Origin of the sequence: Pseudomonas sp. R4-35-07, assembly GCF_003852235.1 — a bacterium.
Classification (GTDB): domain Bacteria; phylum Pseudomonadota; class Gammaproteobacteria; order Pseudomonadales; family Pseudomonadaceae; genus Aquipseudomonas.
The window spans coordinates 774,181-798,870 of the sequence record NZ_CP027732.1 but is presented as its reverse complement, the minus strand read 5'-3'; the positions used below and the strand labels follow the sequence as shown (position 1 = coordinate 798,870).

General features: G+C 60.5%; 22 protein-coding genes and 1 rRNA gene. 13 read left to right on the top strand and 10 right to left on the bottom strand.

Annotation, left to right across the window (positions count from 1 at the left end; genetic code table 11):
• Nucleotides 1–62 precede the first annotated feature (62 nt).
• From C4J89_RS03420 to C4J89_RS03405, 3 genes are all read right to left on the bottom strand, one after another.
• A 16S ribosomal RNA gene (locus C4J89_RS03420) occupies nt 63–1,599 on the bottom strand.
• Between the two features lie 571 nt (nt 1,600–2,170).
• The gene (locus C4J89_RS03410) at nt 2,171–3,664 is read right to left on the bottom strand and encodes a CoA-acylating methylmalonate-semialdehyde dehydrogenase (RefSeq protein WP_124413769.1); all 1,494 of its coding nucleotides are present in this window, start codon (nt 3,662–3,664) and stop codon (nt 2,171–2,173) included.
• A gap of 39 nt (nt 3,665–3,703) precedes the next feature.
• Nucleotides 3,704–5,053, bottom strand: coding sequence for an aspartate aminotransferase family protein (locus C4J89_RS03405; RefSeq protein ID WP_124413768.1), 1,350 nt, complete (start codon nt 5,051–5,053; stop codon nt 3,704–3,706).
• A gap of 126 nt (nt 5,054–5,179) precedes the next feature.
• Here C4J89_RS03405 and C4J89_RS03400 point away from each other — a divergent pair, with 126 nt between their 5' ends.
• From C4J89_RS03400 to C4J89_RS03375, 6 genes are all read left to right on the top strand, one after another.
• Complete coding sequence (locus C4J89_RS03400; RefSeq protein WP_124413767.1) at nt 5,180–6,097, top strand: LysR family transcriptional regulator; 918 nt, start codon at nt 5,180–5,182, stop codon at nt 6,095–6,097.
• 87 nt (nt 6,098–6,184) lie between these two features.
• Nucleotides 6,185–7,579: a uracil-xanthine permease family protein gene (locus C4J89_RS03395; RefSeq protein WP_124413766.1), complete on the top strand. Its 1,395-nt coding sequence runs from the start codon at nt 6,185–6,187 to the stop codon at nt 7,577–7,579.
• Between the two features lie 87 nt (nt 7,580–7,666).
• Entirely contained in the window at nt 7,667–8,326 is a 660-nt protein-coding gene (locus C4J89_RS03390; protein WP_124361147.1) for a TetR/AcrR family transcriptional regulator, read from the top strand.
• A 12-nt stretch (nt 8,327–8,338) separates the two neighbouring features.
• Nucleotides 8,339–8,920 carry a YigZ family protein gene (locus C4J89_RS03385; RefSeq protein ID WP_124361146.1) on the top strand — a complete coding sequence of 194 codons (582 nt, stop codon included), beginning with the start codon at nt 8,339–8,341 and terminating at the stop codon, nt 8,918–8,920.
• Nucleotides 8,921–8,978: 58 nt separating this feature from the next.
• Entirely contained in the window at nt 8,979–9,665 is a 687-nt protein-coding gene (locus tag C4J89_RS03380) for an SDR family oxidoreductase (RefSeq protein WP_124361145.1), read from the top strand.
• A gap of 238 nt (nt 9,666–9,903) precedes the next feature.
• Nucleotides 9,904–11,262: an 8-oxoguanine deaminase gene (locus C4J89_RS03375; protein WP_124413765.1), complete on the top strand. Its 1,359-nt coding sequence runs from the start codon at nt 9,904–9,906 to the stop codon at nt 11,260–11,262.
• Nucleotides 11,263–11,398: 136 nt separating this feature from the next.
• On the opposite strand, the gene C4J89_RS03370 is transcribed toward C4J89_RS03375, so the two are convergent.
• Nucleotides 11,399–12,490 (bottom strand): calcium:proton antiporter, encoded by a 1,092-nt coding sequence (locus tag C4J89_RS03370; protein ID WP_124361142.1) that lies wholly within the window; start codon nt 12,488–12,490, stop codon nt 11,399–11,401.
• Nucleotides 12,491–12,684: 194 nt separating this feature from the next.
• Here C4J89_RS03370 and C4J89_RS03365 point away from each other — a divergent pair, with 194 nt between their 5' ends.
• Entirely contained in the window at nt 12,685–13,638 is a 954-nt protein-coding gene (locus C4J89_RS03365; protein WP_043051475.1) for an adenosine deaminase, read from the top strand.
• A gap of 128 nt (nt 13,639–13,766) precedes the next feature.
• On the opposite strand, the gene C4J89_RS03360 is transcribed toward C4J89_RS03365, so the two are convergent.
• The 3 genes from C4J89_RS03360 to C4J89_RS03350 form a co-directional block, all read right to left on the bottom strand.
• On the bottom strand, nt 13,767–15,137 hold the full coding sequence (locus tag C4J89_RS03360; RefSeq protein ID WP_124413764.1) for an MFS transporter: 1,371 nt from the start codon (nt 15,135–15,137) through the stop codon (nt 13,767–13,769).
• Nucleotides 15,138–15,236: 99 nt separating this feature from the next.
• Entirely contained in the window at nt 15,237–15,923 is a 687-nt protein-coding gene (locus C4J89_RS03355; protein WP_124413763.1) for a helix-turn-helix transcriptional regulator, read from the bottom strand.
• Nucleotides 15,924–16,060: 137 nt separating this feature from the next.
• Nucleotides 16,061–16,987, bottom strand: a complete 927-nt coding sequence (locus tag C4J89_RS03350; RefSeq protein ID WP_124413762.1) for a LysR family transcriptional regulator — start codon at nt 16,985–16,987, stop codon at nt 16,061–16,063.
• Between the two features lie 118 nt (nt 16,988–17,105).
• On the opposite strand from C4J89_RS03350, the gene C4J89_RS03345 reads away from it, so the two are divergent.
• The 3 genes from C4J89_RS03345 to C4J89_RS26865 all read left to right on the top strand — a co-directional run bounded on the left by C4J89_RS03345 (nt 17,106) and on the right by C4J89_RS26865 (nt 18,757).
• Entirely contained in the window at nt 17,106–17,399 is a 294-nt protein-coding gene (locus C4J89_RS03345) for a putative quinol monooxygenase (protein ID WP_124365704.1), read from the top strand.
• A gap of 26 nt (nt 17,400–17,425) precedes the next feature.
• Nucleotides 17,426–18,439 carry a zinc-binding alcohol dehydrogenase family protein gene (locus tag C4J89_RS03340; RefSeq protein WP_124413761.1) on the top strand — a complete coding sequence of 338 codons (1,014 nt, stop codon included), beginning with the start codon at nt 17,426–17,428 and terminating at the stop codon, nt 18,437–18,439.
• A gap of 144 nt (nt 18,440–18,583) precedes the next feature.
• Nucleotides 18,584–18,757: a hypothetical protein gene (locus C4J89_RS26865; RefSeq protein ID WP_164484509.1), complete on the top strand. Its 174-nt coding sequence runs from the start codon at nt 18,584–18,586 to the stop codon at nt 18,755–18,757.
• 8 nt (nt 18,758–18,765) lie between these two features.
• On the opposite strand, the gene C4J89_RS03335 is transcribed toward C4J89_RS26865, so the two are convergent.
• A complete protein-coding gene (locus C4J89_RS03335; protein WP_124413760.1) occupies nt 18,766–19,959 on the bottom strand; it encodes a multidrug effflux MFS transporter in 1,194 nt (397 codons plus the stop codon).
• An 85-nt stretch (nt 19,960–20,044) separates the two neighbouring features.
• Nucleotides 20,045–20,236, bottom strand: a complete 192-nt coding sequence (locus tag C4J89_RS03330; protein WP_124361135.1) for a heavy-metal-associated domain-containing protein — start codon at nt 20,234–20,236, stop codon at nt 20,045–20,047.
• Between the two features lie 147 nt (nt 20,237–20,383).
• On the opposite strand from C4J89_RS03330, the gene C4J89_RS03325 reads away from it, so the two are divergent.
• The 3 genes from C4J89_RS03325 to cueR all read left to right on the top strand — a co-directional run bounded on the left by C4J89_RS03325 (nt 20,384) and on the right by cueR (nt 23,548).
• Nucleotides 20,384–20,755 carry a hypothetical protein gene (locus C4J89_RS03325; protein ID WP_124361134.1) on the top strand — a complete coding sequence of 124 codons (372 nt, stop codon included), beginning with the start codon at nt 20,384–20,386 and terminating at the stop codon, nt 20,753–20,755.
• Nucleotides 20,756–20,957: 202 nt separating this feature from the next.
• Nucleotides 20,958–23,150 (top strand): cation-translocating P-type ATPase, encoded by a 2,193-nt coding sequence (locus C4J89_RS03315; protein WP_124413758.1) that lies wholly within the window; start codon nt 20,958–20,960, stop codon nt 23,148–23,150.
• Nucleotides 23,147–23,548 carry a Cu(I)-responsive transcriptional regulator gene (cueR, locus tag C4J89_RS03310; protein ID WP_124413757.1) on the top strand — a complete coding sequence of 134 codons (402 nt, stop codon included), beginning with the start codon at nt 23,147–23,149 and terminating at the stop codon, nt 23,546–23,548. Before C4J89_RS03315 ends, cueR begins: the two co-directional genes overlap by 4 nt.
• A 163-nt stretch (nt 23,549–23,711) precedes the next feature.
• Here the strand turns inward: cueR and C4J89_RS03305 are convergent, their stop codons facing one another.
• The gene (locus tag C4J89_RS03305) at nt 23,712–24,608 is read right to left on the bottom strand and encodes a PA4780 family RIO1-like protein kinase (RefSeq protein ID WP_124361130.1); all 897 of its coding nucleotides are present in this window, start codon (nt 24,606–24,608) and stop codon (nt 23,712–23,714) included.
• Between the last annotated feature and the right edge of the window lie 82 nt (nt 24,609–24,690).

Below are 24,690 nucleotides of genomic sequence, written 5' to 3'. Positions count from 1 at the left end.
CGTCTTCTTCAATGAATCAAGCAATTCGTGTGGGAGCTCATGGAGCAGCTGATGTCGTCGATTAAGGAGGTGATCCAGCCGCAGGTTCCCCTACGGCTACCTTGTTACGACTTCACCCCAGTCATGAATCACACCGTGGTAACCGTCCTCCCGAAGGTTAGACTAGCTACTTCTGGTGCAACCCACTCCCATGGTGTGACGGGCGGTGTGTACAAGGCCCGGGAACGTATTCACCGCGACATTCTGATTCGCGATTACTAGCGATTCCGACTTCACGCAGTCGAGTTGCAGACTGCGATCCGGACTACGATCGGTTTTCTGGGATTAGCTCCACCTCGCGGCTTGGCAACCCTCTGTACCGACCATTGTAGCACGTGTGTAGCCCAGGCCGTAAGGGCCATGATGACTTGACGTCATCCCCACCTTCCTCCGGTTTGTCACCGGCAGTCTCCTTAGAGTGCCCACCATAACGTGCTGGTAACTAAGGACAAGGGTTGCGCTCGTTACGGGACTTAACCCAACATCTCACGACACGAGCTGACGACAGCCATGCAGCACCTGTCTCAATGTTCCCGAAGGCACCAATCTATCTCTAGAAAGTTCATTGGATGTCAAGGCCTGGTAAGGTTCTTCGCGTTGCTTCGAATTAAACCACATGCTCCACCGCTTGTGCGGGCCCCCGTCAATTCATTTGAGTTTTAACCTTGCGGCCGTACTCCCCAGGCGGTCAACTTAATGCGTTAGCTGCGCCACTAAGAGCTCAAGGCTCCCAACGGCTAGTTGACATCGTTTACGGCGTGGACTACCAGGGTATCTAATCCTGTTTGCTCCCCACGCTTTCGCACCTCAGTGTCAGTGTTGGTCCAGGTGGTCGCCTTCGCCACTGGTGTTCCTTCCTATATCTACGCATTTCACCGCTACACAGGAAATTCCACCACCCTCTACCACACTCTAGTCAGTCAGTTTTGAATGCAGTTCCCAGGTTGAGCCCGGGGATTTCACATCCAACTTAACAAACCACCTACGCGCGCTTTACGCCCAGTAATTCCGATTAACGCTTGCACCCTCTGTATTACCGCGGCTGCTGGCACAGAGTTAGCCGGTGCTTATTCTGTCGGTAACGTCAAAACAATCACGTATTAGGTAACTGCCCTTCCTCCCAACTTAAAGTGCTTTACAATCCGAAGACCTTCTTCACACACGCGGCATGGCTGGATCAGGCTTTCGCCCATTGTCCAATATTCCCCACTGCTGCCTCCCGTAGGAGTCTGGACCGTGTCTCAGTTCCAGTGTGACTGATCATCCTCTCAGACCAGTTACGGATCGTCGCCTTGGTGAGCCATTACCTCACCAACTAGCTAATCCGACCTAGGCTCATCTGATAGCGCAAGGCCCGAAGGTCCCCTGCTTTCTCCCGTAGGACGTATGCGGTATTAGCGTCCGTTTCCGAACGTTATCCCCCACTACCAGGCAGATTCCTAGGCATTACTCACCCGTCCGCCGCTCTCAAGAGAAGCAAGCTTCTCTCTACCGCTCGACTTGCATGTGTTAGGCCTGCCGCCAGCGTTCAATCTGAGCCATGATCAAACTCTTCAGTTCAAACATCTTTGGGTTTTTAAGAAACCCTAAACTTGGCTCAGCAATCGTTGGTTACATCTTTGATTTCTCGCGGAGTAACTTGTGATGCTGATAATCTTGTTGACTATCAGTCTGACTCCACAAGCACCCACACGAATTGCTTGATTCAGTTGTTAAAGAGCGGTTGGTTAAGAGCTATTCGTCTCAACCGAGGCGCGCATTCTACAGCAGCCTCATTTGCTGTCAAGTGGTTATTTTCAGAAGTTTTCGAAGATTTCTTCAACAACTTCAACCACTTGCGCTTGCGATCTCTCGTAAGCGGGAGGCGAATTCTACAGCGTTACACGCTGCTGTCAACACCTCTTTTTCAACTTCCTTTTGGCTTCGATGGACTGAAGCAACTTACTGTCAAAACTTACTTAACTCATTGTTTACCAAGGAGTTTTCCGTTTCGACTGCGCCGGAAGTGGGGCGAATTATAGGCGCACAGAATCTGCCGTCAACCTTCTTTTTCACATTTCTGTCATATAGGTCAAAAAACCCAGGAAACGCGAAGGCCGGCCCCAAGGGCCGGCCTTCTATTCACCTAGCCTTACAGGCTCGGAAAAGCGAACTGCGATGCCTCATGACTGGCCCGCTGCGGCCAACGCTGAGTGATCGCCTTGCGGCGGGTATAGAACCGCACCCCATCCGGCCCATAGGCGTGCAAGTCGCCAAACAGCGAACGCTTCCAGCCCCCGAAGCTGTGATAAGCCACCGGCACCGGCAGCGGAACGTTGACTCCCACCATGCCCACTTCGATTTCATCACAGAACAGACGCGCCGCCTCACCGTCACGGGTGAAGATGCAGGTGCCGTTGCCGTATTCATGATCGTTGATCAGCTGAATCGCCGCTTCCAGGCTCTCCACCCGCACCACGCACAACACCGGGCCGAAGATCTCTTCTTTATAGATACGCATCTCGGGGGTCACGCGATCAAACAGGCTGCCACCGAGGAAGAACCCATGTTCATGCCCGGCAACGCTCAAGCCGCGACCATCGACGACCAACTCGGCCCCCGTCGACACACCGTCCTCTATATAGCCACTGACCTTGTCCCGCGCCTGCCCAGTCACCAGCGGCCCCATGTCCAAGCCACAGGTGGTGCCCGCGCCGATCTTCAATGCCTTGACCTGCGGCACCAGCTTGGCGATCAACGCATCCGCCACCTGGTCACCCACACACACCGCCACCGAGATCGCCATGCAACGCTCGCCGCAGGAACCATATGCCGCGCCCATCAAGGCACTGACGGCGTTATCCAGATCCGCGTCCGGCATCAGCACCGCGTGGTTCTTCGCCCCGCCCAGTGCCTGCACACGCTTACCGCGTTTGGTCGCTTCGGCATAGATGTATTCGGCAATCGGCGTCGATCCTACAAAGCTAAGCGCCTTTACCTCGAGCGCCTCGATCAAAGCGTCCACTGCACCCTTGTCACCGTGCACCACGCTCAGCACGCCTTTAGGCAGACCCGCTTCCTGCAACAATTGCGCGATCAACAACGTCGAACTCGGGTCACGCTCCGACGGTTTGAGGATGAAACAGTTACCGCACACAATCGCCAGCGGATACATCCACAACGGCACCATCGCCGGGAAGTTGAACGGCGTAATCCCCGCCACCACGCCCAGCGGCTGAAAATCCGACCAGGCATCAATGTTCGGCCCCACGTTGCGGCTGTATTCGCCCTTGAGAATCTCCGGCGCCGAGCAGGCGTACTCCACATTCTCGATGCCACGCTTCAACTCACCGGCGGCATCCTCCAACGTCTTGCCGTGCTCTTCGCTGATCAACTGCGAAATACGCGCTTCGTTCTGCTCCAGCAACTGCTTGAAACGGAACATCACCTGCGCACGTTTGGCCGGCGGCGTATTACGCCAGGCCGGGAACGCCGCCTTGGCCGCGTCGATCGCCTGTTGAATGGTTTCACGACTGGCCAACGGCACTTGGTGAATCACCTGGCCAGTAGACGGGTTGTACACGTCGGCACTGCGACCGCTGTCGTTGACCAGTTCACCGTTGATCAAATGCTGGATAAGGCTCATGCAGGGCTCCTGAAAAGTTGTTCTATATAGAAGGAGAAATTAGTCGATCTTGTTCAGCACTTCACCGACCGCATCGAACAGGCGATCCAAGTCCTGCGGTTTGCTATTGAAAGTTGGCCCGAACTGCAGGGTGTCACCGCCGAAGCGCACATAGAAACCGGCTTTCCACAGTGCCATGCCGGCCTCGAACGGACGCACGATCGCATCTCCGTCGCGCGGGGCAATCTGGATGGCTCCGGCCAGGCCGTAGTTACGAATATCAAGCACATTCTTGCTGCCCTTCAAGCCATGCAGCGCATTCTCAAAGTGCGGTGCGACTTCGGCTACGCTCTGCACGAGATTTTCCTTCTGCAGCAGGTCGAGTGCCGCGAGGCCGGCCGCGCAGGCCACCGGGTGCGCCGAATAGGTGTAGCCGTGGGGGAATTCCACCGCATACTCGGGCGTCGCCTGGTTCATGAAGGTCTGATAGATCTCGCTGCTGGCAATCACCGCGCCCATGGGAATCGCGCCATTGGTGACTTGCTTGGCAATGCACATCAAGTCCGGGGTCACGCCAAAGCTGTCAGCGCCGAACATCGAGCCGGTGCGGCCGAAACCGGTGATCACTTCGTCGAACACCAACAGAATGTTGTGCTGATCGCAGATTTCACGCAGGCGCTTGAGGTACCCCTGTGGCGGCACCAGCACTCCCGCAGAACCGGCCATTGGCTCGACAAACACCGCAGCAATGTTCGAAGCATCATGCAACTCGATCAGCTTGAGCAACTCATCGGCCAACGCAATACCGCCCAACTCCGGCATGCCACGGGAGAACGCGTTGCTCGCCAGCAAGGTATGCGGCAGGTGGTCAACGTCCATCATCGACTGACCAAACAGCTTACGGTTACCGTTGACGCCGCCAAGGCTGGTACCGGCAATGTTCACCCCGTGGTACCCACGGGCGCGGCCGATCATCTTGGTCTTGGTGGCCTGGCCCTTCAGGCGCCAGTAGGCACGCACCATCTTCACGGCGGTATCGGCGCACTCGGAGCCGGAGTCGGTGAAGAACACATGGTTGAGGTTGCCAGGGGTCAGGTCGGTAATCTTTTCCGCCAGTTGAAAGGACAGCGGATGACCGTATTGGAAGCCCGGAGAGTAGTCCAGGGTGCCCAACTGCCGGGCCACCGCTTCCTGGATTTCCTTGCGCGTATGCCCGGCGCCGCAGGTCCAAAGGCCCGACAGCGAGTCGTAGACCTTGCGCCCCTTGTCATCGGTCAACCAGCTGCCTTCGGCGGCCACGATCAGGCGCGGATCGCGCTGAAAGTTACGGTTGGCGGTATAAGGCATCCAGTGAGCATCCAGCTTGAGTTGGCTGGCCAGGGACGATGGGGCGTTTTCCGGCATGTTCATCAGCAAAACCTCGCAAGGCAAAAGGCAGCGTCGGGATTGAAAAAGCGTTGTTGCAGCTAAATTGCCACGGAGATAAAGTCGGTGAAATTCAACTTTTCTAACCTTCAGTCAGGACTTCACTAAACTATGAGCCGTCGTCCCGACCCCCTGGCCCAGGTCAGCGACTTTGATATCCGCTTGCTGCGCATCTTTCGCAGCGTGGTGGAGTGCGGCGGGTTTTCCGCAGCGGAAACCGCACTGGGGATTGGGCGTTCGGCCATCAGCCAGCAAATGAGCGACTTGGAGCAGCGCCTCGGGCTGAGGCTCTGTCAACGCGGCCGCGCCGGCTTCTCACTGACTGAAGAAGGCCGCGAGGTCTATCAGTCGGCGTTGCAACTGTTGAGTGCCCTGGAAAGTTTTCGCACCGAGGTCAATGGCCTGCACCAGCACTTGCGTGGAGAGCTGATCATCGGCCTCACCGATAACCTCGTTACCCTGCCCCATATGCGCATTACCCACGCCTTGGCGCAGTTGAAGGAGCGCGGCCCGGACGTGCAGATCCAGATCCGCATGATCGCCCCCAATGAAGTGGAGCAAGGTGTGCTCGACGGCCGTCTGCACGTTGGCGTTGTGCCCCAGGCCAGCGCGTTGTCCGGCCTGGAATACCAACCGCTGTACAGCGAGCGCTCGCTGCTCTATTGCGCGGTCGGCCATCCGCTGTTTTATGCCGACGACAAGCAACTGGACGACGCGCGCCTCGACGGCCAGGACGCCATCGCCCCGACCTTCCGCCTGCCCGCCGAGATCCAGGCCCACTACCAGGCGCTCAATTGCACGGCCAGTGCTTCGGACCGCGAAGGCATGGCATTCCTGATCCTCACCGGCCGCTATATCGGCTACCTGCCCGATCATTACGCCAGCCTATGGGTACAACAAGGCCGACTCCGCGCGCTGAAATCGGCCACACGGTTTTACGATTTAAGCCTGGCATCGGTCACGCGCAAGGGCCGCCGCCCCCATTTGGTGCTGGAAAGCTTCCTGGAAAGCCTGGCAGCAACGCGCTAGTTCGGGCCCCGCAAAAAAAGCTGAGCAGGTGGACAGTTTTTTGCAAGGCACAAGAACCTTGAACCGTCCGCCCCGAGTTGACTCGCCATGCCAGCACAATCCTCCAGCCCCAACGACCTGATCTACGGCCTCGATGATCGCCCCAAACCACTGCCCGCCCTGCTGGCTGCCCTGCAACATGTGCTGGCCGCGTTTGTCGGCATCATCACCCCGCCACTGATCATCGGTTCCACCCTGGGCCTCACCGCGCACCTGCCCTACCTGATCAGCATGGCGCTGATGGTCTCCGGCGTCGGCACGTTCATCCAGGCGCGTAGGCCGTTCGGTATCGGCGCCGGGATGATTTGCCTGCAAGGCACCAGCTTCGCCTTCCTGGGGGCGGTATTGTCCGCCGGTTTTCTGGTCAAGCAACGCGGCGGCAGCCCTGAGGACATCCTGGCGATGATCTTCGGCGTGTGCTTTTTCGGCGCCTTGGTGCAAATCGTGCTGAGCCGCTGTATCGGCCAACTGCGCCGGGTCATTACGCCCCTGGTGACCGGGATCGTGATTACGCTGATCGGCATCAGCCTGATAAAAGTGGGCATCACCGATCTCGGCGGCGGGTTCAACGCTCCCGACTTCGGCGCCCCCACCAACCTGGCCCTGGGCCTGTTCGTGGTATTGACGATCATCCTGCTCAACCGCTCGAACACACCCTGGGTACGCCTCTCGGCCATCATCATCGGCCTGGCCCTCGGCAGCCTGGCCGCCTGGTTCAGCGGCAAGCTGGTGCCCCACGCCTTGCCCGACCTGCCGCTGATCAGCCTGCCTACGCCGTTTCGCTTTGGTTTCAACTTCGACTGGAGCGCCTTCCTGCCAATCGCGCTGATTTATCTGATCAGCAGTATCGAAACCGTTGGTGACCTTACGGCCAACTGCATGATCGCCCGCCAGCCCATCAGCGGTGCGTCTTATATAAGCCGACTCAAAGGCGGCGTGCTGGGTGATGGGGTCAGTTGCATGATCGCCGCGACGTTCAGCGCCTTCCCCAATACCACCTTCGCGCAAAACAACGGGGTGATCCAACTCACCGGCGTGGCCAGCCGTTACGTCGGCCTGTACATCGGCGCCGTGTTGATTTGTCTCGGGTTGTTTCCCATGATCGGCGCGGTATTGCAGCAAATCCCCAAACCGGTGCTGGGCGGCGCGACCCTGGTGATGTTCGGTAGCGTCGCTGCGGCAGGTGTGCGCATCCTGGCGCAGGCGCCGCTGGATCGACGCAGCATGTTGATCATCGCCACCTCGTTCGGGGTCGGCTTGGGCATCGCCGCCCAACCCAACTTGCTGCACTTGATGCCGGCCCTGGTGCAGAACCTGTTCGACTCCGCCATCACCAGCGGCGGCCTGACTGCCATTGTGTTGTGCCTGCTATTGCCCGAGGCCAAAACCACCGATGCCGTTGCAAACCACACGCCCGAAAGTGACTCCCTGGAATCGCTTTGACGGTTTTATTGCATCAACACTTGTCTGAGGCTTGAGGGTGGGTTATCTGTGCACACGTCGCCTCTATCGATCAGCACGGAAACCTCCATGAGCCTCGAAGTTCCTGCCCACAGCAACCACGCCGGTAAACCCGCCAGCCGCATTCGGCAAAAGAACGAACAAGCGATTCTCCAGGCTGCTGAAGATGAGTTCGCGCGCCACGGCTACAAGGGCACCAGCATGAACACCATCGCTGCCAGTGCCGGGTTGCCCAAAGCCAACTTGCATTATTACTTCACCAATAAGCTTGGCCTGTACATTGCCGTACTGAGCAATATCCTGGAATTGTGGGACAGCACGTTCAACGCGCTGACCGCCGAGGACGACCCGGCCGTGGCCCTTTCCCGTTACATCCGCACCAAGATGGAATTCTCACGACGCCAGCCACAGGCCTCACGAATCTTCGCCATGGAGATCATCAGCGGCGGCGAATGCCTTACCGAATATTTCAGCCAGGACTACCGCGCCTGGTTCAGCGGCCGGGCGGCCGTGTTCCAGGCCTGGATCGATGCTGGCAAGATGGACCCCATCGACCCGGTACACCTGATCTTCCTGCTGTGGGGCAGCACCCAGCACTACGCCGACTTCGCCACCCAGATCTGCCGCGTCACGGGGCGCACCAAGCTGACCAAGCAGGATATGGAAGACGCCGGCACCAACCTGATCCACATCATTCTCAAAGGCTGTGGCATCAAGCCGGCCCAATAAACGAAGCGACTTATGCCATTCACGCTTACAGGCCTTTGCGAATTTCGTGAAGAAATCCGCAAAAGCCGCTTTATCACCCTGGCGGCGCCCATTACCAGCCCGCACGACGCCCAGGCGTTTTTCGAGCAGCACAGCGACCTCAACGCAACACACAACTGCTGGGCCTGGAAACTCGCCGACCAATACCGCAGCAACGACGACGGCGAACCCGGCGGCACCGCCGGGCGGCCAATCCTTGCGGCCATCGAAGCCCAGGGTTTCGATCAGGTCGCGGTGCTGGTGATTCGTTGGTACGGCGGTATCCAACTGGGCACCGGTGGGCTGGCCCGGGCCTATGGCGGCGGCGCCAACAAGTGCCTGCAGAACGCCGAGCGCATCGAGCTGATCAGCCGCATACCCTTGCGCTGCGCCTGCGCATTCGCCGAGCTGAACCTGGTAAAACTGCGTGTTGCCGACCTCGGCGGGTTGGTGGTGGAGGAAACCTTCACCGCCAACGGTGTCGAACTGCAACTGGCTTTGGGCGAAGAGCAGGTCGATACCCTGCAGGCCCAACTGGCCGACCTGAGCCGTGGACGTATCCTGCTGCAACGCTGAAAACTGTTACTGTTATTTGCTGAATTCCCTGAACCGCGACTCTAAAAGGAAGCTTTTCATGCCTACGCCAAAAACCGCACTGATCATCGGCGCCTCGCGCGGGCTGGGCCTTGGCCTGGTCAAGCAACTGCTCCAGGACGGCTGGGACGTGACTGCCACCGTGCGCGACCCGAACAAGGCTGACGCCCTGAAAGCCGTGGGCCCGGTGCAGATCGAGAAACTCGACATGGACGATCAGCAAGCCGTGATCGCCCTGGCCCAGCGCCTGAAAGACCGCACCTTCGACCTGCTGTTCGTCAACGCCGGCGTCAAGGGCCCGGCGAACCAGGAACCTGGCCACGCGACCCTGGCGGAAGTCGGCCAACTGTTTTTCACTAACGCTGTGGCCCCGATCAACCTGGCCCAGCGTTTCGTCGGGCAGATCCGTAAGGACACCGGCGTGCTGGCCTTCATGAGTTCGGTGCTGGGCAGCGTCACCATTCCTGATGGTTCGGACATGGCGTTGTACAAAGCCAGCAAGGCGGCGCTCAACTCCATGACCAACAGCTTTGTCACCCAACTGGGCGAACACAAGCCGACGGTGTTATCGCTGCACCCAGGCTGGGTGAAAACCGACATGGGCGGCGAGAATGCGCACATCGACGTCGAAACCAGCGTGCGTGGCCTGGTGGATCAAGTGAATGCCTACACCGGCAAAGGCGGTCATCATTTCGTGGATTACAAAGGCGACACCATCGCTTGGTAAGTACACTGGTCACCCTGTGGGAGGGGGCTTGCCCCCGATGGCGGTATTTCAGTCATATATAAGTTGGCTGATCCACCGCTATCGGGAGCAAGCCCCCTCCCACACTGACCGCGTCCGCTTGCCTGCATGTGGACCAACACGTAATCTACCCGCCTCGCCTTCCCCGGCGACCCTGGATCAGCAGACAGGGCAACACTGAGCTGGCAAACCTGAACCCATCATTCAGAGGAGCCGGCCAATGCCTGCGACCCGTATCTGGTTAAAACACCCCCTCGCTATTTTCACTGCCAATGGCCTCGATGCCCGTGGCGGCCTGGTACTGCAAGACGGTGTCATCACCGAAGTGCTGGCCCAGGGGCAAGAACCCGCGCAACCCTGTGCGCAGGTGTTCGATGCCCACGAGCATGTGGTCCTGCCCGGGCTGATCAACACCCACCATCACTTCTACCAGACCCTGACCCGCGCCTGGGCGCCGGTGGTCAACCAGCCGCTGTTTCCCTGGTTGAAAACCCTGTATCCGGTCTGGGCCCGACTGACCCCGGAAAAACTCGCCCTGGCGTCGAAGGTGGCACTCGCCGAATTGCTGCTCTCCGGCTGCACCACAGCGGCAGACCACCACTACCTGTTCCCCGACGGCCTGGAAAACGCCATTGATGTGCAGGTCGACAGCGTACGCGAGCTGGGCATGCGCGCCATGCTCACCCGTGGTTCCATGAGCCTGGGCGAAGCCGATGGTGGCCTGCCGCCGCAGCAAACCGTGCAACAGGGCCAGGTCATTCTCGACGACAGCCAACGCCTGATCCGTGAATACCACGAGCGCGGCAACGGTGCGCAGATCCAGATTGCCCTCGCACCCTGCTCGCCGTTTTCCGTCACCCCGGAGATCATGCGCGCCAGTGCCGAACTGGCCACCTCGCTGGACGTGCGCCTGCACACGCACCTGGCGGAAACCCTCGACGAGGAAGACTTCTGCCTGCAACGTTTCGGCCTGCGCACCGTGGATTATCTCGACAGCGTCGGCTGGCTCGGCCCACGCACCTGGCTGGCCCACGGCATTCACTTCAACCCGGATGAAATCGCCCGCCTGGGCGCCGCCGGCACGGGCATCTGCCACTGCCCGAGCTCGAATATGCGCCTGGCTTCCGGCATCTGCCCGACCCTCGACCTGCTCGCCGCTGGTGCTCCCATCGGCCTGGGCGTGGACGGCTCGGCTTCCAACGACGCCTCGAACATGATCCTCGAAACCCGCCAGGCTCTGTACATCCAGCGTCTGCGTTATGGGGCAGAAAAAATCACGCCCGAAGGTGTGTTGGGCTGGGCGACCAAAGGCTCGGCGCAGTTGTTGGGCCGTACGGATATTGGAGAATTGGCTGTGGGCAAACAGGCTGATCTGGCACTGTTCAAGCTGGATGAACTGCGCTTCTCCGGCAGCCACGATCCCATTTCCGCACTGTTGCTGTGCGGTGCCGATCGAGCGGACCGGGTGATGATTGCAGGTCAATGGCGGGTAATCGACGGCCAAGTGGAGGGCCTCGACCTGAAAGGCCTGATCGCCGATCACACTCAGGCAGCCCGGCAGTTGATCGCCGGAACCTGAGCCCAACATAGTTAAAAATGTGGGAGGGTGCTTGCCCCCGATGGCGGTGTGTCAGTCCTATATAAGCTGGCTGACCCACCGCTATCGGGAACAAGCCCCCTCCCACATTTGGCTTTATGGTGTGCTTGAAATCGGGTTACAACCCCAACAGCGACAACATGATAAACGTCGCAAACAACACAAAATGCGTCATCCCTTCAATGGCATTGGTTTCACCATCATTGAGGTTGATCGCGCTGACGATCAGCGTAATAAATACCATCACCGTCTGTACCGGCGTCATTGCCATCTGGAACGGCTGGCCGCTGTAAAGCGCCATCGCTTCCATGACCGGCACCGTCAGAATCACCGTCGACAACGAGGCACCCAGTGCGATGTTCACCACCGACTGCATGCGGTTGGCCAAGGCGGCGCGCAATGCGGTGAGGATTTCCGGCGCGGCGGAAATAGCCGCCACTACAATCGCGGTGATCACCGGTGGGGCGCCCGTGCCTTCCAGGCCCAGGTCGAGGGTCTTGGACATGACCTCGGCCAACGCGCCAATCACAATCACGCCAAACACCAGGGTGCCGATCGAGAACGCGAGGTTCACGGGCGGCGCTTGCTCATCTTCCGGCAATTTCTTGCGGCGTTTTTCCGGGTAGCTGTAGCTGAAGAAATAACTGTGTGGGCCGACCTGCATTCTCAGGAACAAGGTGTAGAGCACTACCATGGCGCCGATGGTGAAGGCCGAGTAAATTTTCCAGTCAGCCTCGGGGATAAATTCCGGCACCACCATCGACACGCCCATGGCGGTGAGGATCATCACGCTGTAGGTGCGCGCAGAATCATCGTTGTAGGACTGCTCGCCATGCTTGATGCCGCCCATCAGCGCGGCCAGGCCGAGGATGCCGTTGATATCGAGCATCACCGCCGAATAGATGGTGTCGCGCACCAGTGTGGGTGAGGGCTCGTTGCTCATCATGATCGCCAGGATCACCACTTCCACCAACACGGCCGCCAAGGTCAGGATCATGGTGCCATAGGGGTCGCCGACCTTTTCCGCCAGCTGCTCGGCATGATGGGCCACACGCATCGATGCCATCACGATAAACGCGATCAAACCGAGGCCCGCGAGCAACGCCACAATCTGCCCGCTGTGGAGCATCCAGTGTTCCAGCGGGTAGGCGGCAATGGCGGCAATCAGCGCCAGCAGCATGAATTTTTCTTGCTTGAGGGAAGTGAGCATGGGAGGCCTTTATGTGCAGCAAATCAGTCATCGTTGGGGTACAGACTGCGCCCAGCCGCTAACGTTTCGTTACACCTTAGTTCACACCGCTCTTGCGCGAAAAAATCAAATACTCTCCTGCTGGTCAGGTTATGCCGATTATTTCGGCCATGGCCTGTAGAATGCCGCCATTGCACCTGATGAGATTTTTAGACATGTACGATTGGCTCAACGCCCTGCCCAAGGCTGAACTGCACCTGCACCTGGAGGGCTCGCTGGAGCCCGAGCTGCTGTTCGCCCTGGCCGAACGCAACAAGATTGCCCTGCCGTGGAACGACGTCGAAACCCTGCGCAAGGCTTACGCGTTCAATAACCTGCAAGAGTTTCTCGACCTGTACTACAAAGGCGCCGATGTGCTGCGCACGTCCCAGGATTTCTACGACCTGACCTGGGCCTACCTGCTGCGGTGCAAAGCCCAGAATGTGATCCACACCGAACCCTTCTTCGACCCGCAAACCCACACCGACCGTGGTGTGCCGTTCGAAGTGGTGCTCAACGGCATCGCTGCCGCCCTCAAAGACGGCGAGCAGCAACTGGGCATCACCAGCGGCCTGATCTTAAGCTTCCTGCGCCACCTGAGCGAAGCCGAAGCCGAGAAAACCCTCGACCAGGCGCTGCCGTTCCGTGACGCGTTCGTCGCCGTGGGCCTGGACAGTTCAGAAATGGGTCACCCGCCGAGCAAGTTCCAGCGTGTGTTCGACCGCGCCCGTCACGAAGGCTTCCTCACCGTGGCCCACGCCGGCGAAGAAGGCCCGCCCGAGTACATCTGGGAAGCCATCGACCTGCTGAAAATCCAGCGTATCGACCATGGCGTGCGCGCCATCGAAGACGAGCGCCTGATGCAGCGCATCATCGACGAGCAGATCCCGCTGACCGTTTGCCCACTGTCCAACACCAAGCTGTGCGTATTCGACGACATGGCCCAGCACAACATCCTCGACATGCTCGAGCGTGGCGTGAAAGTCACCGTGAACTCGGACGATCCGGCCTATTTCGGCGGTTATGTCACCGAGAACTTCCACGCGCTGTACACCTCCCTGGGCATGACCCAGGACCAGGCCAAACGCCTGGCGCAGAACAGCCTGGATGCGCGACTGGTAAAGCCATAACTGAATAAACGCAGTCCAGACATGTGGGAGGGGGCTTGCCCCCGATTGCGGTATGTCAGCCAGCTTATTTGTAGCTGACCCATCGCCATCGGGGGCAAGCCCCCTCCCACATGGTTTTTGCGGTAACCCTAGATTTCGGTGAGTTCTTCCAACGTCTTGCCCTTGGTCTCCATCCCGAACACCCACACCACCAGCGCCGCCACGGCGAAACACAGCGCGCCCAAGGCAAATACCCCGCCCTGCCCGGTAATCGGAAACACCAGCCCGGTCACCAGAGGCCCAAGCAACGACCCCACCCGCCCAATCGCCGAAGCGAAGCCGGACCCGGTCGCACGCGCCGAGGTGGGATATAGCTCGGGCGTATAAGTGTACAACACCGCCCACATGCCAAATAGAAAGAACTGCATCAACAAGCCGGACGCAATCAGCAGCCCGACGTTGCCGCCAAACACCGCACTCTGCCCATACAGAAACGCCATCACCCCGCCACCGAGCAACGTCACCACGCACACCGGCTTACGCCCCCAACGCTCGACCAGCCACGCGGCCATGAGGAAACCCGGTATTCCGCCCAGGGAAATGATCACCGTGTAATACACCGATTGCGTCACCGCAAAGCCTGACTGCTGCAACAACGCACTCAACCACGAGGTGAGCCCGTAGAACCCGAGCAGGGCAAAGAACCACACGCTCCAGATCATCAGGGTGCGTTGACGGTACTGCGCCGACCACAATTGCTGGAAGGCCGAGAAGAACGTGCCTGGCGTACTCGCCACTCGCGGCAAGGCCACCGGTTCGGGCAAGTCGGCGCATCCCAGGGAGTCGCGCACCTTGTGTTCGATGCCAAGCAATACCTTGTCCGCCGCCTCGTGGCGCCCGGCCTGTTCCAGCCAACGCGGCGATTCCGGAATAAAAAACCGGATGGCCAGCACAAATACCGCCGGCACCGCCAACACCAGAAAGATGTCGCGCCAGCCCACCACCGGCAGCAGGAAATACGACAGCACCCCGGCGGCGACAAACCCGAGCGGCCAGAAACCATCCATCAACGCGATATACCGCCCACGTCGCTTTGCCGGAATCAGCTCCGACAACATCGACTGTGCAATGGGAAATTCCATGCCCATGCCAATGCCCAGCAAGATGCGAAACAGCGTCAGCGTCTCGACCGTCTGCGCCGTGGAGCACAGGTAGCTGGCGACGCCCCACAACACGATGCTCCACTGAAACACCGGCTTGCGCCCGAAGCGGTCCGCGAGCATCCCCGAGAGCGACGCACCGATCACCATGCCGAAAAAGCTCGAACTGGCGAGTAAGCCGGCCTGGGCCGTACTCAGGCCGAACTCGGCTTTGATCGAGCCCAATAGAAACGTCATCATTGCCAGATCCATGGAGTCGAAGAAGAACGCCAGGGCAATGATGATGAAAATGATTCGGTGGTAACCACTGATGGGCAACCGTTCCAGCCGCTCTGCTGCGCTATAGCCTTGCATACCCATGCCGCCGCCCCCTGTCTGAAAAGTCCCCCAAAGAGTGTGCGGCATCGTCTGCCCTGGCGATTGCTGGATGCGACCTGACCGAAACCAGGAGCGACGCGCCTACGCTGTGGCCAGCCGGTTGATTTCCGCAAGCCCGGCGTCGCTGACCGACAAGGCCCGGGATTCATCGATCGCATTGACCCAGTTCGACTGCAGGAACAGTTGCAACAACCCCGCGCCGAGCGCACCGCCCACATGCGGTTGCTGTTGGCTCCAGTCGAAACAGTCACACACCAACGGCGACGAGAAGGCCTGGACAAAAATACCCAGGCTCGCCAAATGCTGGGTGCCCTTGACCGTGACTTCGGTACGTTGTTCGTAGCGCTGGATCCACCCTGCCTCCATCATCCGCTCGTACAGGCCGGCCGCCAATTCACCGCCGAGGTGGTCCTGGCACACACGGGCGCGACGCAACAGCGGCGGTACCCGCAACGCCGCTGGCTGAGTATCCGGCGTGCTGCGCCCGACACTGGCCATGGTCGTCGTCGCCAGGGCATCGATGGCGGCGCTGACGTCCGCAGCCGCCACACGAAACAGCCGCTTGCCCCGTCGCGCTTCGACCCGCAGCAGGCCGCTGCCGGTCAGCCTGGCTAAATGGGCATTGGCCGACGCCGTAGACAACCCGGCGCACGTCGCCAACTCCTCTGAAGATTTTGCCGAACCGTCCATCAATGCCCACAGCATTGCGGTGCGCTTGGGCTCGGCAAGCAAGCTGGCGATATGACTGATGCATGGTGCCTGTTCCATCTCTCGACTCCCTGTTGACGCGTTTTTCTGCTGCGGTTGGCGCCAAAGTATAGGGGCCAAAACAGCTGGTTCCATGGCGTCTTACAGCCTGGACAGGGACAGCACTTGAGCGAAATTTCCTGCTTTTCTGCCGGCCGTTACTTAGCCGCGAATCGCTCCGACCGTTGCGCCGTCAATGTCGCACAACGGGACACGAGCATCTCCCGCAGCAAGTTGACGGGTTTGCTCAACTGCGCACGATGCGCGCACAGCAGGTTAAGCGGCGTGCGCTCACCGCGCAGCTCCGGCAGGATCAAGCGCAAACGCCCAGCCACGACGTCGGTACTCACATCCAGCCAGGATTTATAGGCAATGCCCACACCCGCTACCGCCCAGCGGCGCACCACGTCGGCGTCGTCGCTGACCCGATCCCCCGAGACGGTCAGGCTGACCTCGCGCTTGCCATCAAAAAAACGCCAGTGATCATGCACGCGACCGGCGAGCATATAGAGCAAGCAATTATGCTGGGCCAGTTGTTCAAGGTGTCGCGGCTCGCCATAACGGGCCAGATAACTGGGTGCTGCGCACAGCACCCGTACATTCTCCGGGGCGATGGGCAACGCCACCAGGCTTGAATCCTCGGGTTCGCCATAGCGCAAAGCGATGTCCACCGGCTGGCGGAAAAGGTCGGCTATGCGATCACCCAGCAACAGGCGCACGCTTAGTTGCGGGTATTCACGCTGGAAATCATCCAGCCAGGGCAACAGCTGATTGCGCCCGAAATCCGAAGGCGCCGACAGTTGCAGCAGGCCGCTCACGTGGTCCTGCCCACTGGCCAACAAGCGCCGCCCTTCATCCAGTGAACTCAACGCGGCGCGGGCGTAGGTGAGAAAACCTTCGCCCTCGGCGGTCAAGCGCAGGCTGCGGGTGGAGCGGGCCAGCAAGCGCGCGCCCAGTTGCTGCTCTATACGCTTCAACGCGGCACTGGCCACTGCGGGGGAAAGGTCCATCACCCGCGCGGCTGCGGACAAACTGCCCAGGTCTGCCGCCCGCACAAATAACTGCAAATCATCAAAGCGAAGCATGCATTCCCGCCAATTATCAATTTTTTATTGAAACAGAACGCTGTTTTATCGGCTTTTATCTGCATTGGAAATAGCCAATCATCTGCCCACGCCGTTCCTTTTCGACCAGGAGTCGAGTATGTCCACTGCTTTTAACGTCATCGCCACACTGATCGCCAAGCCTGGCCAACAAGCCACTCTGGAAACCCTGCTGCGCGGCCTGCTCGAACCGACCCGCCTGGAACCTGGCTGTGAGCAGTACGACCTGCATCAGGACCTGCAACATCCCGAGACGTTCTACATGCTCGAGCGCTGGAGCGATGAGGCGGCCCTGGCCGACCACGATCAGAGCGCGCATATCCAGAGCTTCCGGGCCCAGGCCGCCGAGGTGATTGAACACTTCGACCTCAAGCGCCTGAAGTTTCTCGCCTGACCACCAACCCTTTACCCGGAGAAAACATGAAAGCCATCGCCTACTACAGCTGCCTGCCCATCACCGACACGAACGCCCTGCAAGACATCGAACTGCCCGAACCCGTGGCCGGGCCGCGCGACCTGTTGGTGGAAGTCAAAGCCATCTCGGTCAACCCGGTGGACACCAAGGTGCGCCAGAACGTCGCCCCGGAACACGGCGCCGCCAAGGTGCTCGGCTGGGACGTGGCCGGTGTGGTCAAGGCGGTCGGCAGCGAAGTCACGCTGTTCAAGGCCGGTGACAAGGTGTTCTACGCCGGCTCCCTGGTGCGCCCTGGCGGTAACAGTCAATTGCACACTGTGGATGAACGCATCGTTGGCCATATGCCACAGACCCTGGGTTTTGCCGAAGCCGCCGCGCTGCCGTTGACCGCCATCACGGCCTGGGAGCTGCTGTTCGAACGCCTGCAGGTCCCCGAGGGCAAAGCGGACCTGGGCCAGAGCCTGCTGATCGTCGGCGCAGCGGGCGGCGTGGGTTCGATCCTGACCCAGCTGGCCAGCCAGCTCACTGCACTGAAGGTCATCGGCACCGCCTCGCGCCCGGAGACTCAAGAATGGGCCAAGAACCTCGGCGCCGACCTGGTGATCGACCATAGCCAGCCGCTGAGCGAAGCGCTGAAACACGCCGGCCACCCGCACGTGACCCACGTCGCCAGCCTGACCCAGACCGACCATCACCTCGACCAACTGGTGGAAGCCCTGCAGCCCCAAGGCAAGCTGGCGCTGATCGACGACCCCAAGGCGCTGGACGTCAGCAAGCTCAAGCGCAAGAGCCTGTCGCTGCACTGGGAGTTCATGTACACCCGCTCGATGTTCGAGACACCGGACATGATCGAGCAGCATCACCTGCTCAACCGCGTGGCCACGCTGATCGACGCTGGCACCCTGAAAACCACGGTAGGCGAGCACTTCGGCGTGATCAATGCGGCGAACCTGCGACGTGCGCACGCGCTGCTGGAAAGCGGCAAGGCCAAGGGCAAGATCGTTTTAGAAGGGTTCTAAAAAACGGCTATCAGTGTCGTCTGTCACTGATGTAGGTAAGGACGACACCATTAGTCCGAGAGTTGACGTTTGTCATATTTGTGCGCGCATACGGGTTTATATTGGCCGCCTTTGCCACGATTCTTTTACGTGAGGAAGTCAGCAATGAAGATCCTGATAAAAGCGTTAGCAAAATCGCAGTGGGAGGTCCGCCTGGACCAGAAGTCGATTATTTTCCACACCGAAGCCGAGGCCCGTGCCTTTGCCGACACCTTGCAAGCCCGCATCCAGGCTCCCCACCGCTTCCCACTCAGCCAGCAACGCGCCGCCGCTGGCTGATCGGCTCTTCAGACCTGCGCCTGCGCGGCCCTGGCCCGTTGCAGGCGCTGGGTCGACATCGCAATCGTCACCGCCAGCACACCGCACAGGCTGATGACCATCGCCATCGGCATCGCCGTGCCGTCATGCAACACGCCCACCAACGATGCCGCCCCCGCCGCCACGCCGAACTGAATGCAACCGAGCAATGCCGACGCGCTGCCGGCACGGGCGCCTTGCCCGTTCATGGCGCACGCCGAGGTGTTAGGCAAAATGCAGCCCAGGCTGGCGATGCAGATGAACAGCGGCACCAGCAACGGCCACAGGGCTTCGGTGCGCAGCGCTGCAATGCCCAGCAGGGCCAACGCCGCCGCTACGTAAACCCACACCGTACGCGTGAGCAAAAACGCCGGGCCGCGCTTGGCCAGTAACCGCGCATTCAACTGCGCCACCAGGATAAAACCGGCGGCGTTGGAGCCAAACAGCCAGCCGTAATGCTCGGCGGGTACGCCATACAGCTTGATGAACACGAACGGCGAACCGGCAATGTAGGCAAACATCCCGGCAATCGAGATGCCGCCGGTCAAGGCGTAGCCGAGGTAAACCCGGTCTGACAACAGCGCGCCGTAGCGGCGCAGCGAGCCGGACAACGGCTGGCGCGGCTGATGCGCCGGAAACGTTTCCGGCAAGCCCACCGCCACCGCAACCGCCGCCATCACGCTGAACAGCGACAGCGCCAGGAAAATCGACTGCCAGCCCCACACGCCTACCATTATCCCGCCCGCCAGCGGTGCGAGAATCGGCGCCAGGCCAGTCACCAACATCAGTTGTGAATACACCTTGGCCGAACCCACGGCATCGCATTTGTCACTCACCACCGCCCGTGAGATCACCATGCCCGCGCAACCGCCCAGGGCCTGCACGAAACGCGCGCCGATCAGCCATTCCAGGGAGGGCGCGTACGCACAGGCGAAGGACGCAAGGGTAAACAGCGTGACGCCGCTGAGCAGCGGCACGCGCCGGCCAAAGCGGTCGGCCAAGGGGCCGTAGATCAATTGGCCGATGGCCAGCCCACCGAAATACACCGCCAGGGTCAGCTGGATGTGTTTTTCATCGGTTGCAAAAGCGGCTGCCATCGCCGGGAAACCCGGCAGGTAAAAATCGATCGCCAACGGCGCGAAGGCGCTCAAGGCGCCCAGGATCAGAATTATGCGGAGGTTCATCAGACACCCAAGTGAGTCGGCAGCCCGATAGTCTAGCCGCGCTTGGGCGTCTTGAACATTAAGATAGCTCGCTAACTATCGAGAATCAGACGACTGTGTAGCCTTCTTCCTTGATCAGGCCCGCGATCGCTTCACGGTCCAGTTTGCTTTGGACACTGACTTGCTTGGCCGCAAGGTCCACCGTGACCTCGGCATCTGCATCCTGGCTGCGCACCGCCTGGGTCACCGCACGAACGCAATGGCCGCAGGTCATTCCTTGCACCTTGAATACTTGCATGACATGTCTCCTTTGATGAGGTTGAACGCAGTCTCGACCTTGCCACGATGGCAAGGTCAAGTTTCAGAAACGTCGGCCGGGCTGGTATTCGGTGGCGACGTCGGCCAAGCTTCACCTTCAATAGAAGTGAACCACGGAGCATTCGCCATGCGCTGGTCGATTTTTGCCCTTGCCGGCCTGATGAGTTTTTCTGCCGTTGCGCCCGCCGCTGAAGACTATGCAGTGCTGATCATTTCCCGCGAGCGCCTGGAAGTGCCGACCAACTGTGAGATCGGCCTCTACATTCAGGACCAACTGGCCGGGCGCCTGTTCCAGGAACAAGCCACCTCCTTCAATTTGCCGCCGGGCGATGTGTCATTGCGCCTCAAGCTGCTGCCGGGCCAGACACCGGGCTGCTTGCCGGGCATGCTGGCACCGCCGGCGCAGAACATTACGCTCAAAGCCGGGGATGTACGCAAACTGCGTATCGCCCAAGGCCCGGACGGTATGTACCTCAAAGCCGCCACGCTGGAATACTGAAGCCGCCGATCGTCCCCATGCTCCGCGTGGGGACGCCTCATGGGACGCTCCGCGTCCCGCGTACAAGCCTTTGATTCGGCGCAAGGGTGACGCGGAGCGTCATGGGGATGCATTCCCACGCAGAGCGTGGGAACGATCGCGCTTGACCTTACCCACAGGTCAAGGTTGATCCTAGGAGCATCGTCTTCTGGAGGACTGCCCCATGAATGGACCCACCACGTTTGACCTGCCCATCAGCGGCATGACCTGCGCCAGTTGCGCCGGCCGTGTGGAGCGTGCGCTGGGCAAGGTGCCGGGGGTGCAACGCGTCAGCGTCAACCTGGCCAACGAACGTGCCCACGTTGAAGGACTCCACCAACTGGATCCCGGCGTATTGATCGCCGCTGTCGAAAAAGCCGGCTACACCGCCACCCTGCCCCAGAGCGAAACCGCCACCCAGGCCAATCAAGCCCAACGCCTGCACCACGAGCGCTGGGCGCTGATGCTGGCGATCATGCTGGCGTTGCCCCTGATACTGCCGATGCTGGTGGAACCCTTCGGCTTTCACTGGATGCTCCCCGCCTGGGTTCAGTTCGCGCTGGCGACGCCGGTGCAATTGATCCTCGGTGCGCGTTTTTACAGTGCCGCGTGGAAAGCCGTGCGCGCCGGTGCGGGCAATATGGACCTGTTGGTGGCGATCGGCACCAGTGCCGGTTACGGCTTGAGCGTCTATCAATGGCTCACCCAACCCGCTCCGCACTTGTACTTCGAAGCCTCGGCCGTGGTGATCGCCCTGGTGCTGCTGGGCAAATACCTGGAGAGCCGCGCCAAGCGCCAAACCGCAAGCGCCATACGCGCCCTCGAAGCCTTGCGCCCCGAGCGGGCGGTCCGCGTGCTGGAGGGGCGCGAGGAAGAAGTCGCCATCAATACGCTTACGCTCGGTGACCTGGTGCTGGTCAAGCCAGGCGAACGTTTTCCGGTGGATGGCGAAGTGGTCGACGGCCAAAGCCATGCCGACGAGGCACTGATCAGCGGCGAAAGCCTGCCGGTGCCGAAACGGCCCGGCGATACGGTTACTGGCGGCGCGATCAACGGTGAAGGCCGCCTGTTGGTGCGTACCCGGGCCCTGGGAGCGGAAAGCGTGCTGGCACGGATCATCCGCCTGGTCGAAGACGCCCAGGCCGCCAAGGCACCGATCCAGAAACTGGTGGATAAAGTCAGCCAGGTATTCGTCCCGGCCGTGCTGGTACTGGCATTGCTCACCCTGGCGGGCTGGTGGCTGTACGGCGCGCCGCTGGAGAGCGCAATCATCAATGCGGTCGCGGTATTGGTGATCGCCTGCCCATGTGCCCTGGGCCTGGCGACGCCGACGGCGATCATGGCCGGCACCGGCGTCGCCGCGCGCCATGGCATTCTGATCAAGGATGCCGAAGTCCTGGAGCATGCCCATGGGGTGAGCGCCGTAGTCTTCGATAAAACCGGCACCCTCACTTCGGGTACACCGAAGATCACCCATTTGGCGGCGCTGGATGGCAATGAATCGTTACTGCTGCAACAGGCCGGCGCCTTGCAGCGTGGCAGCGAGCACCCGCTGGCCAAGGCCGTGCTGGACGCCTGCGACGAACGCGGGCTGAGCGTGGCCGATGTCAGTGCCAGCCAGTCCCTGACTGGGCGCGGCATCGCCGGTACCCTTGACGGCCGGCAATTGGCTCTGGGCAATCGGCGCCTGCTGGAAGAGGCCGGCCTTAGCGCGGGCCAGTTGAGTCAGCGCGCGACGGCATGGGAAGCCGAGGGGCGTACGTTGTCCTGGCTGATCGAGCAAGGCGCAAGCCCTCGCGTGCTGGGGCTGTTCGCATTCGGCGACACGCTCAAGCCCGGCGCGCAGCAGGCCGTGCAGCAACTCAAGGCGCAGCACATCAGCAGCCACCTGCTTACCGGCGACAATCGCGGCAGCGCGCGGGTGGTTGCAGAGGCGCTGGGCATCGACGATGTACACGCCGAAGTGCTGCCCGCCGACAAAGCCGCCACCGTGACCGCACTGAAAAAAACCGGCGTGGTGGCCATGGTCGGCGACGGCATCAACGACGCACCGGCCCTGGCCGCCGCCGATATCGGCATCGCCATGGGCGGCGGCACCGACGTGGCCATGCACGCCGCCGGCATCACCCTGATGCGCGGCGACCCGCGCCTGGTGCCGGCCGCCCTGGAGATCAGCCGCAAGACCTACGCGAAAATCCGCCAGAACCTGTTCTGGGCCTTTGTGTATAACGTGATCGGCATTCCCCTGGCGGCCTTCGGCCTGCTCAACCCGGTGCTGGCAGGTGCGGCGATGGCGTTGTCCAGCGTCAGTGTGGTGAGCAATGCATTGCTGTTGAAAACCTGGAAACCCAAGGACTTGGAGGATCAACGCCCATGAATATCGGCCAAGCCGCTCGCCAGAGCGGGCTGAGCGCGAAGATGATTCGCTACTACGAATCCATCGGTCTGCTCAAGGCAGCCCACCGCACCGACAGCGGTTATCGCATCTATGGCGCCGACGACCTGCACACCCTGGCGTTCATCAAACGCTCGCGCGACCTGGGGTTTTCACTGGAAGAGGTCGGCAAACTGCTGACCTTGTGGCAGGACCGACAACGGGCCAGCGCCGACGTGAAAGCCTTGGCGCGCCAGCATATCGATGAGCTGAATCAAAAAATCCGCGAGTTGGCGCAACTGCGCGACACGCTGCAAGACCTGGTGGAGCACTGCCAGGGCGACCACCGACCGGATTGCCCGATCCTCAAGGAATTGGCCTCCGGCAGTGGCTGCGCCTGATATTCCAACTGACTCAACATAAAGATCGTTCCCACGCTCCGCGTGGGAATGCAGACCGTGATGCTCTGCGTCACCTAGCCTAAACGTGCAGCAATTGGCGGGACGCGGAGCGTCCCAGGAGGCATTCCCACGCGGAGCGTGGGAACGATCATGTGCCGAAAGATCACTGCATCCAAGGCGGCGGCGGTTCTTCGGCGGTCTTGGTGGGTGGGGCATCATCTGCCGCGCGATTCGCTTGCTTGCGCTCTTCATCCAGCCGCGCCGCTTCGATCTCGCGGATCACACCGCCTACGTCCGCCAGCTCTTCCGGCTCGTCGAACTCACCGGTCAGGATGCTGGCCGGGTGCAGGATACCGGCTTCGTACAGCGCCCACATTTCCTTGGCGTACTTGGTCTTCTTCAGCTCCGGAGCAAAGCGCCCGAAGTAGGAAGCCATGTTGCCCACATCCCGCTCCAGCATGCTGAACGCGTGGTTGTTGCCCGCCGCATCCACCGCCTGGGGCAGGTCGATGATCACCGGGCCCGTTGGCGTGAGCAGTACGTTGAACTCGGACAGGTCACCGTGCACCAGCCCGGTACACAGCATCAGCACGATCTGGGAAATCAGGAAGGCGTGGTATTCACGCGCCTGGTCCGGCTCCAACGTCACGTCATTCAGGCGTGGCGCCGCATCGCCATACTCGTCGGCGACCAGTTCCATCAACAGCACGCCTTCAAGAAAGTCGTACGGCTTGGGCACGCGAACGCCCGCACCGGCCAGGCGGAACAACGCCGCTACTTCGGCGTTCTGCCAGGCATCTTCGGTTTCTTTCTTGCCGAACTTGGAGCCCTTGGCCATGGCGCGGGCCTGGCGGCTATTACGGACCTTGCGGCCTTCCTGGTATTCGGACGCCTGACGAAAGCTTCGTTTATTCGCCTCCTTGTAAACCTTGGCGCAACGCAATTCGTTGCCGCAGCGCACCACATAAACAGCTGCTTCTTTACCACTCATCAGTGGGCGCAGCACTTCGTCGACCAGACCGTCTTCGATCAGGGGTTCAATGCGTTTAGGAGTCTTCATCAGCTTTTATTGTGGGTCCTGTATTACCAAACACGCGTGTGGCACTCGTTATACGGCAATCGGCGCGCCGGTGGGAGAGGCT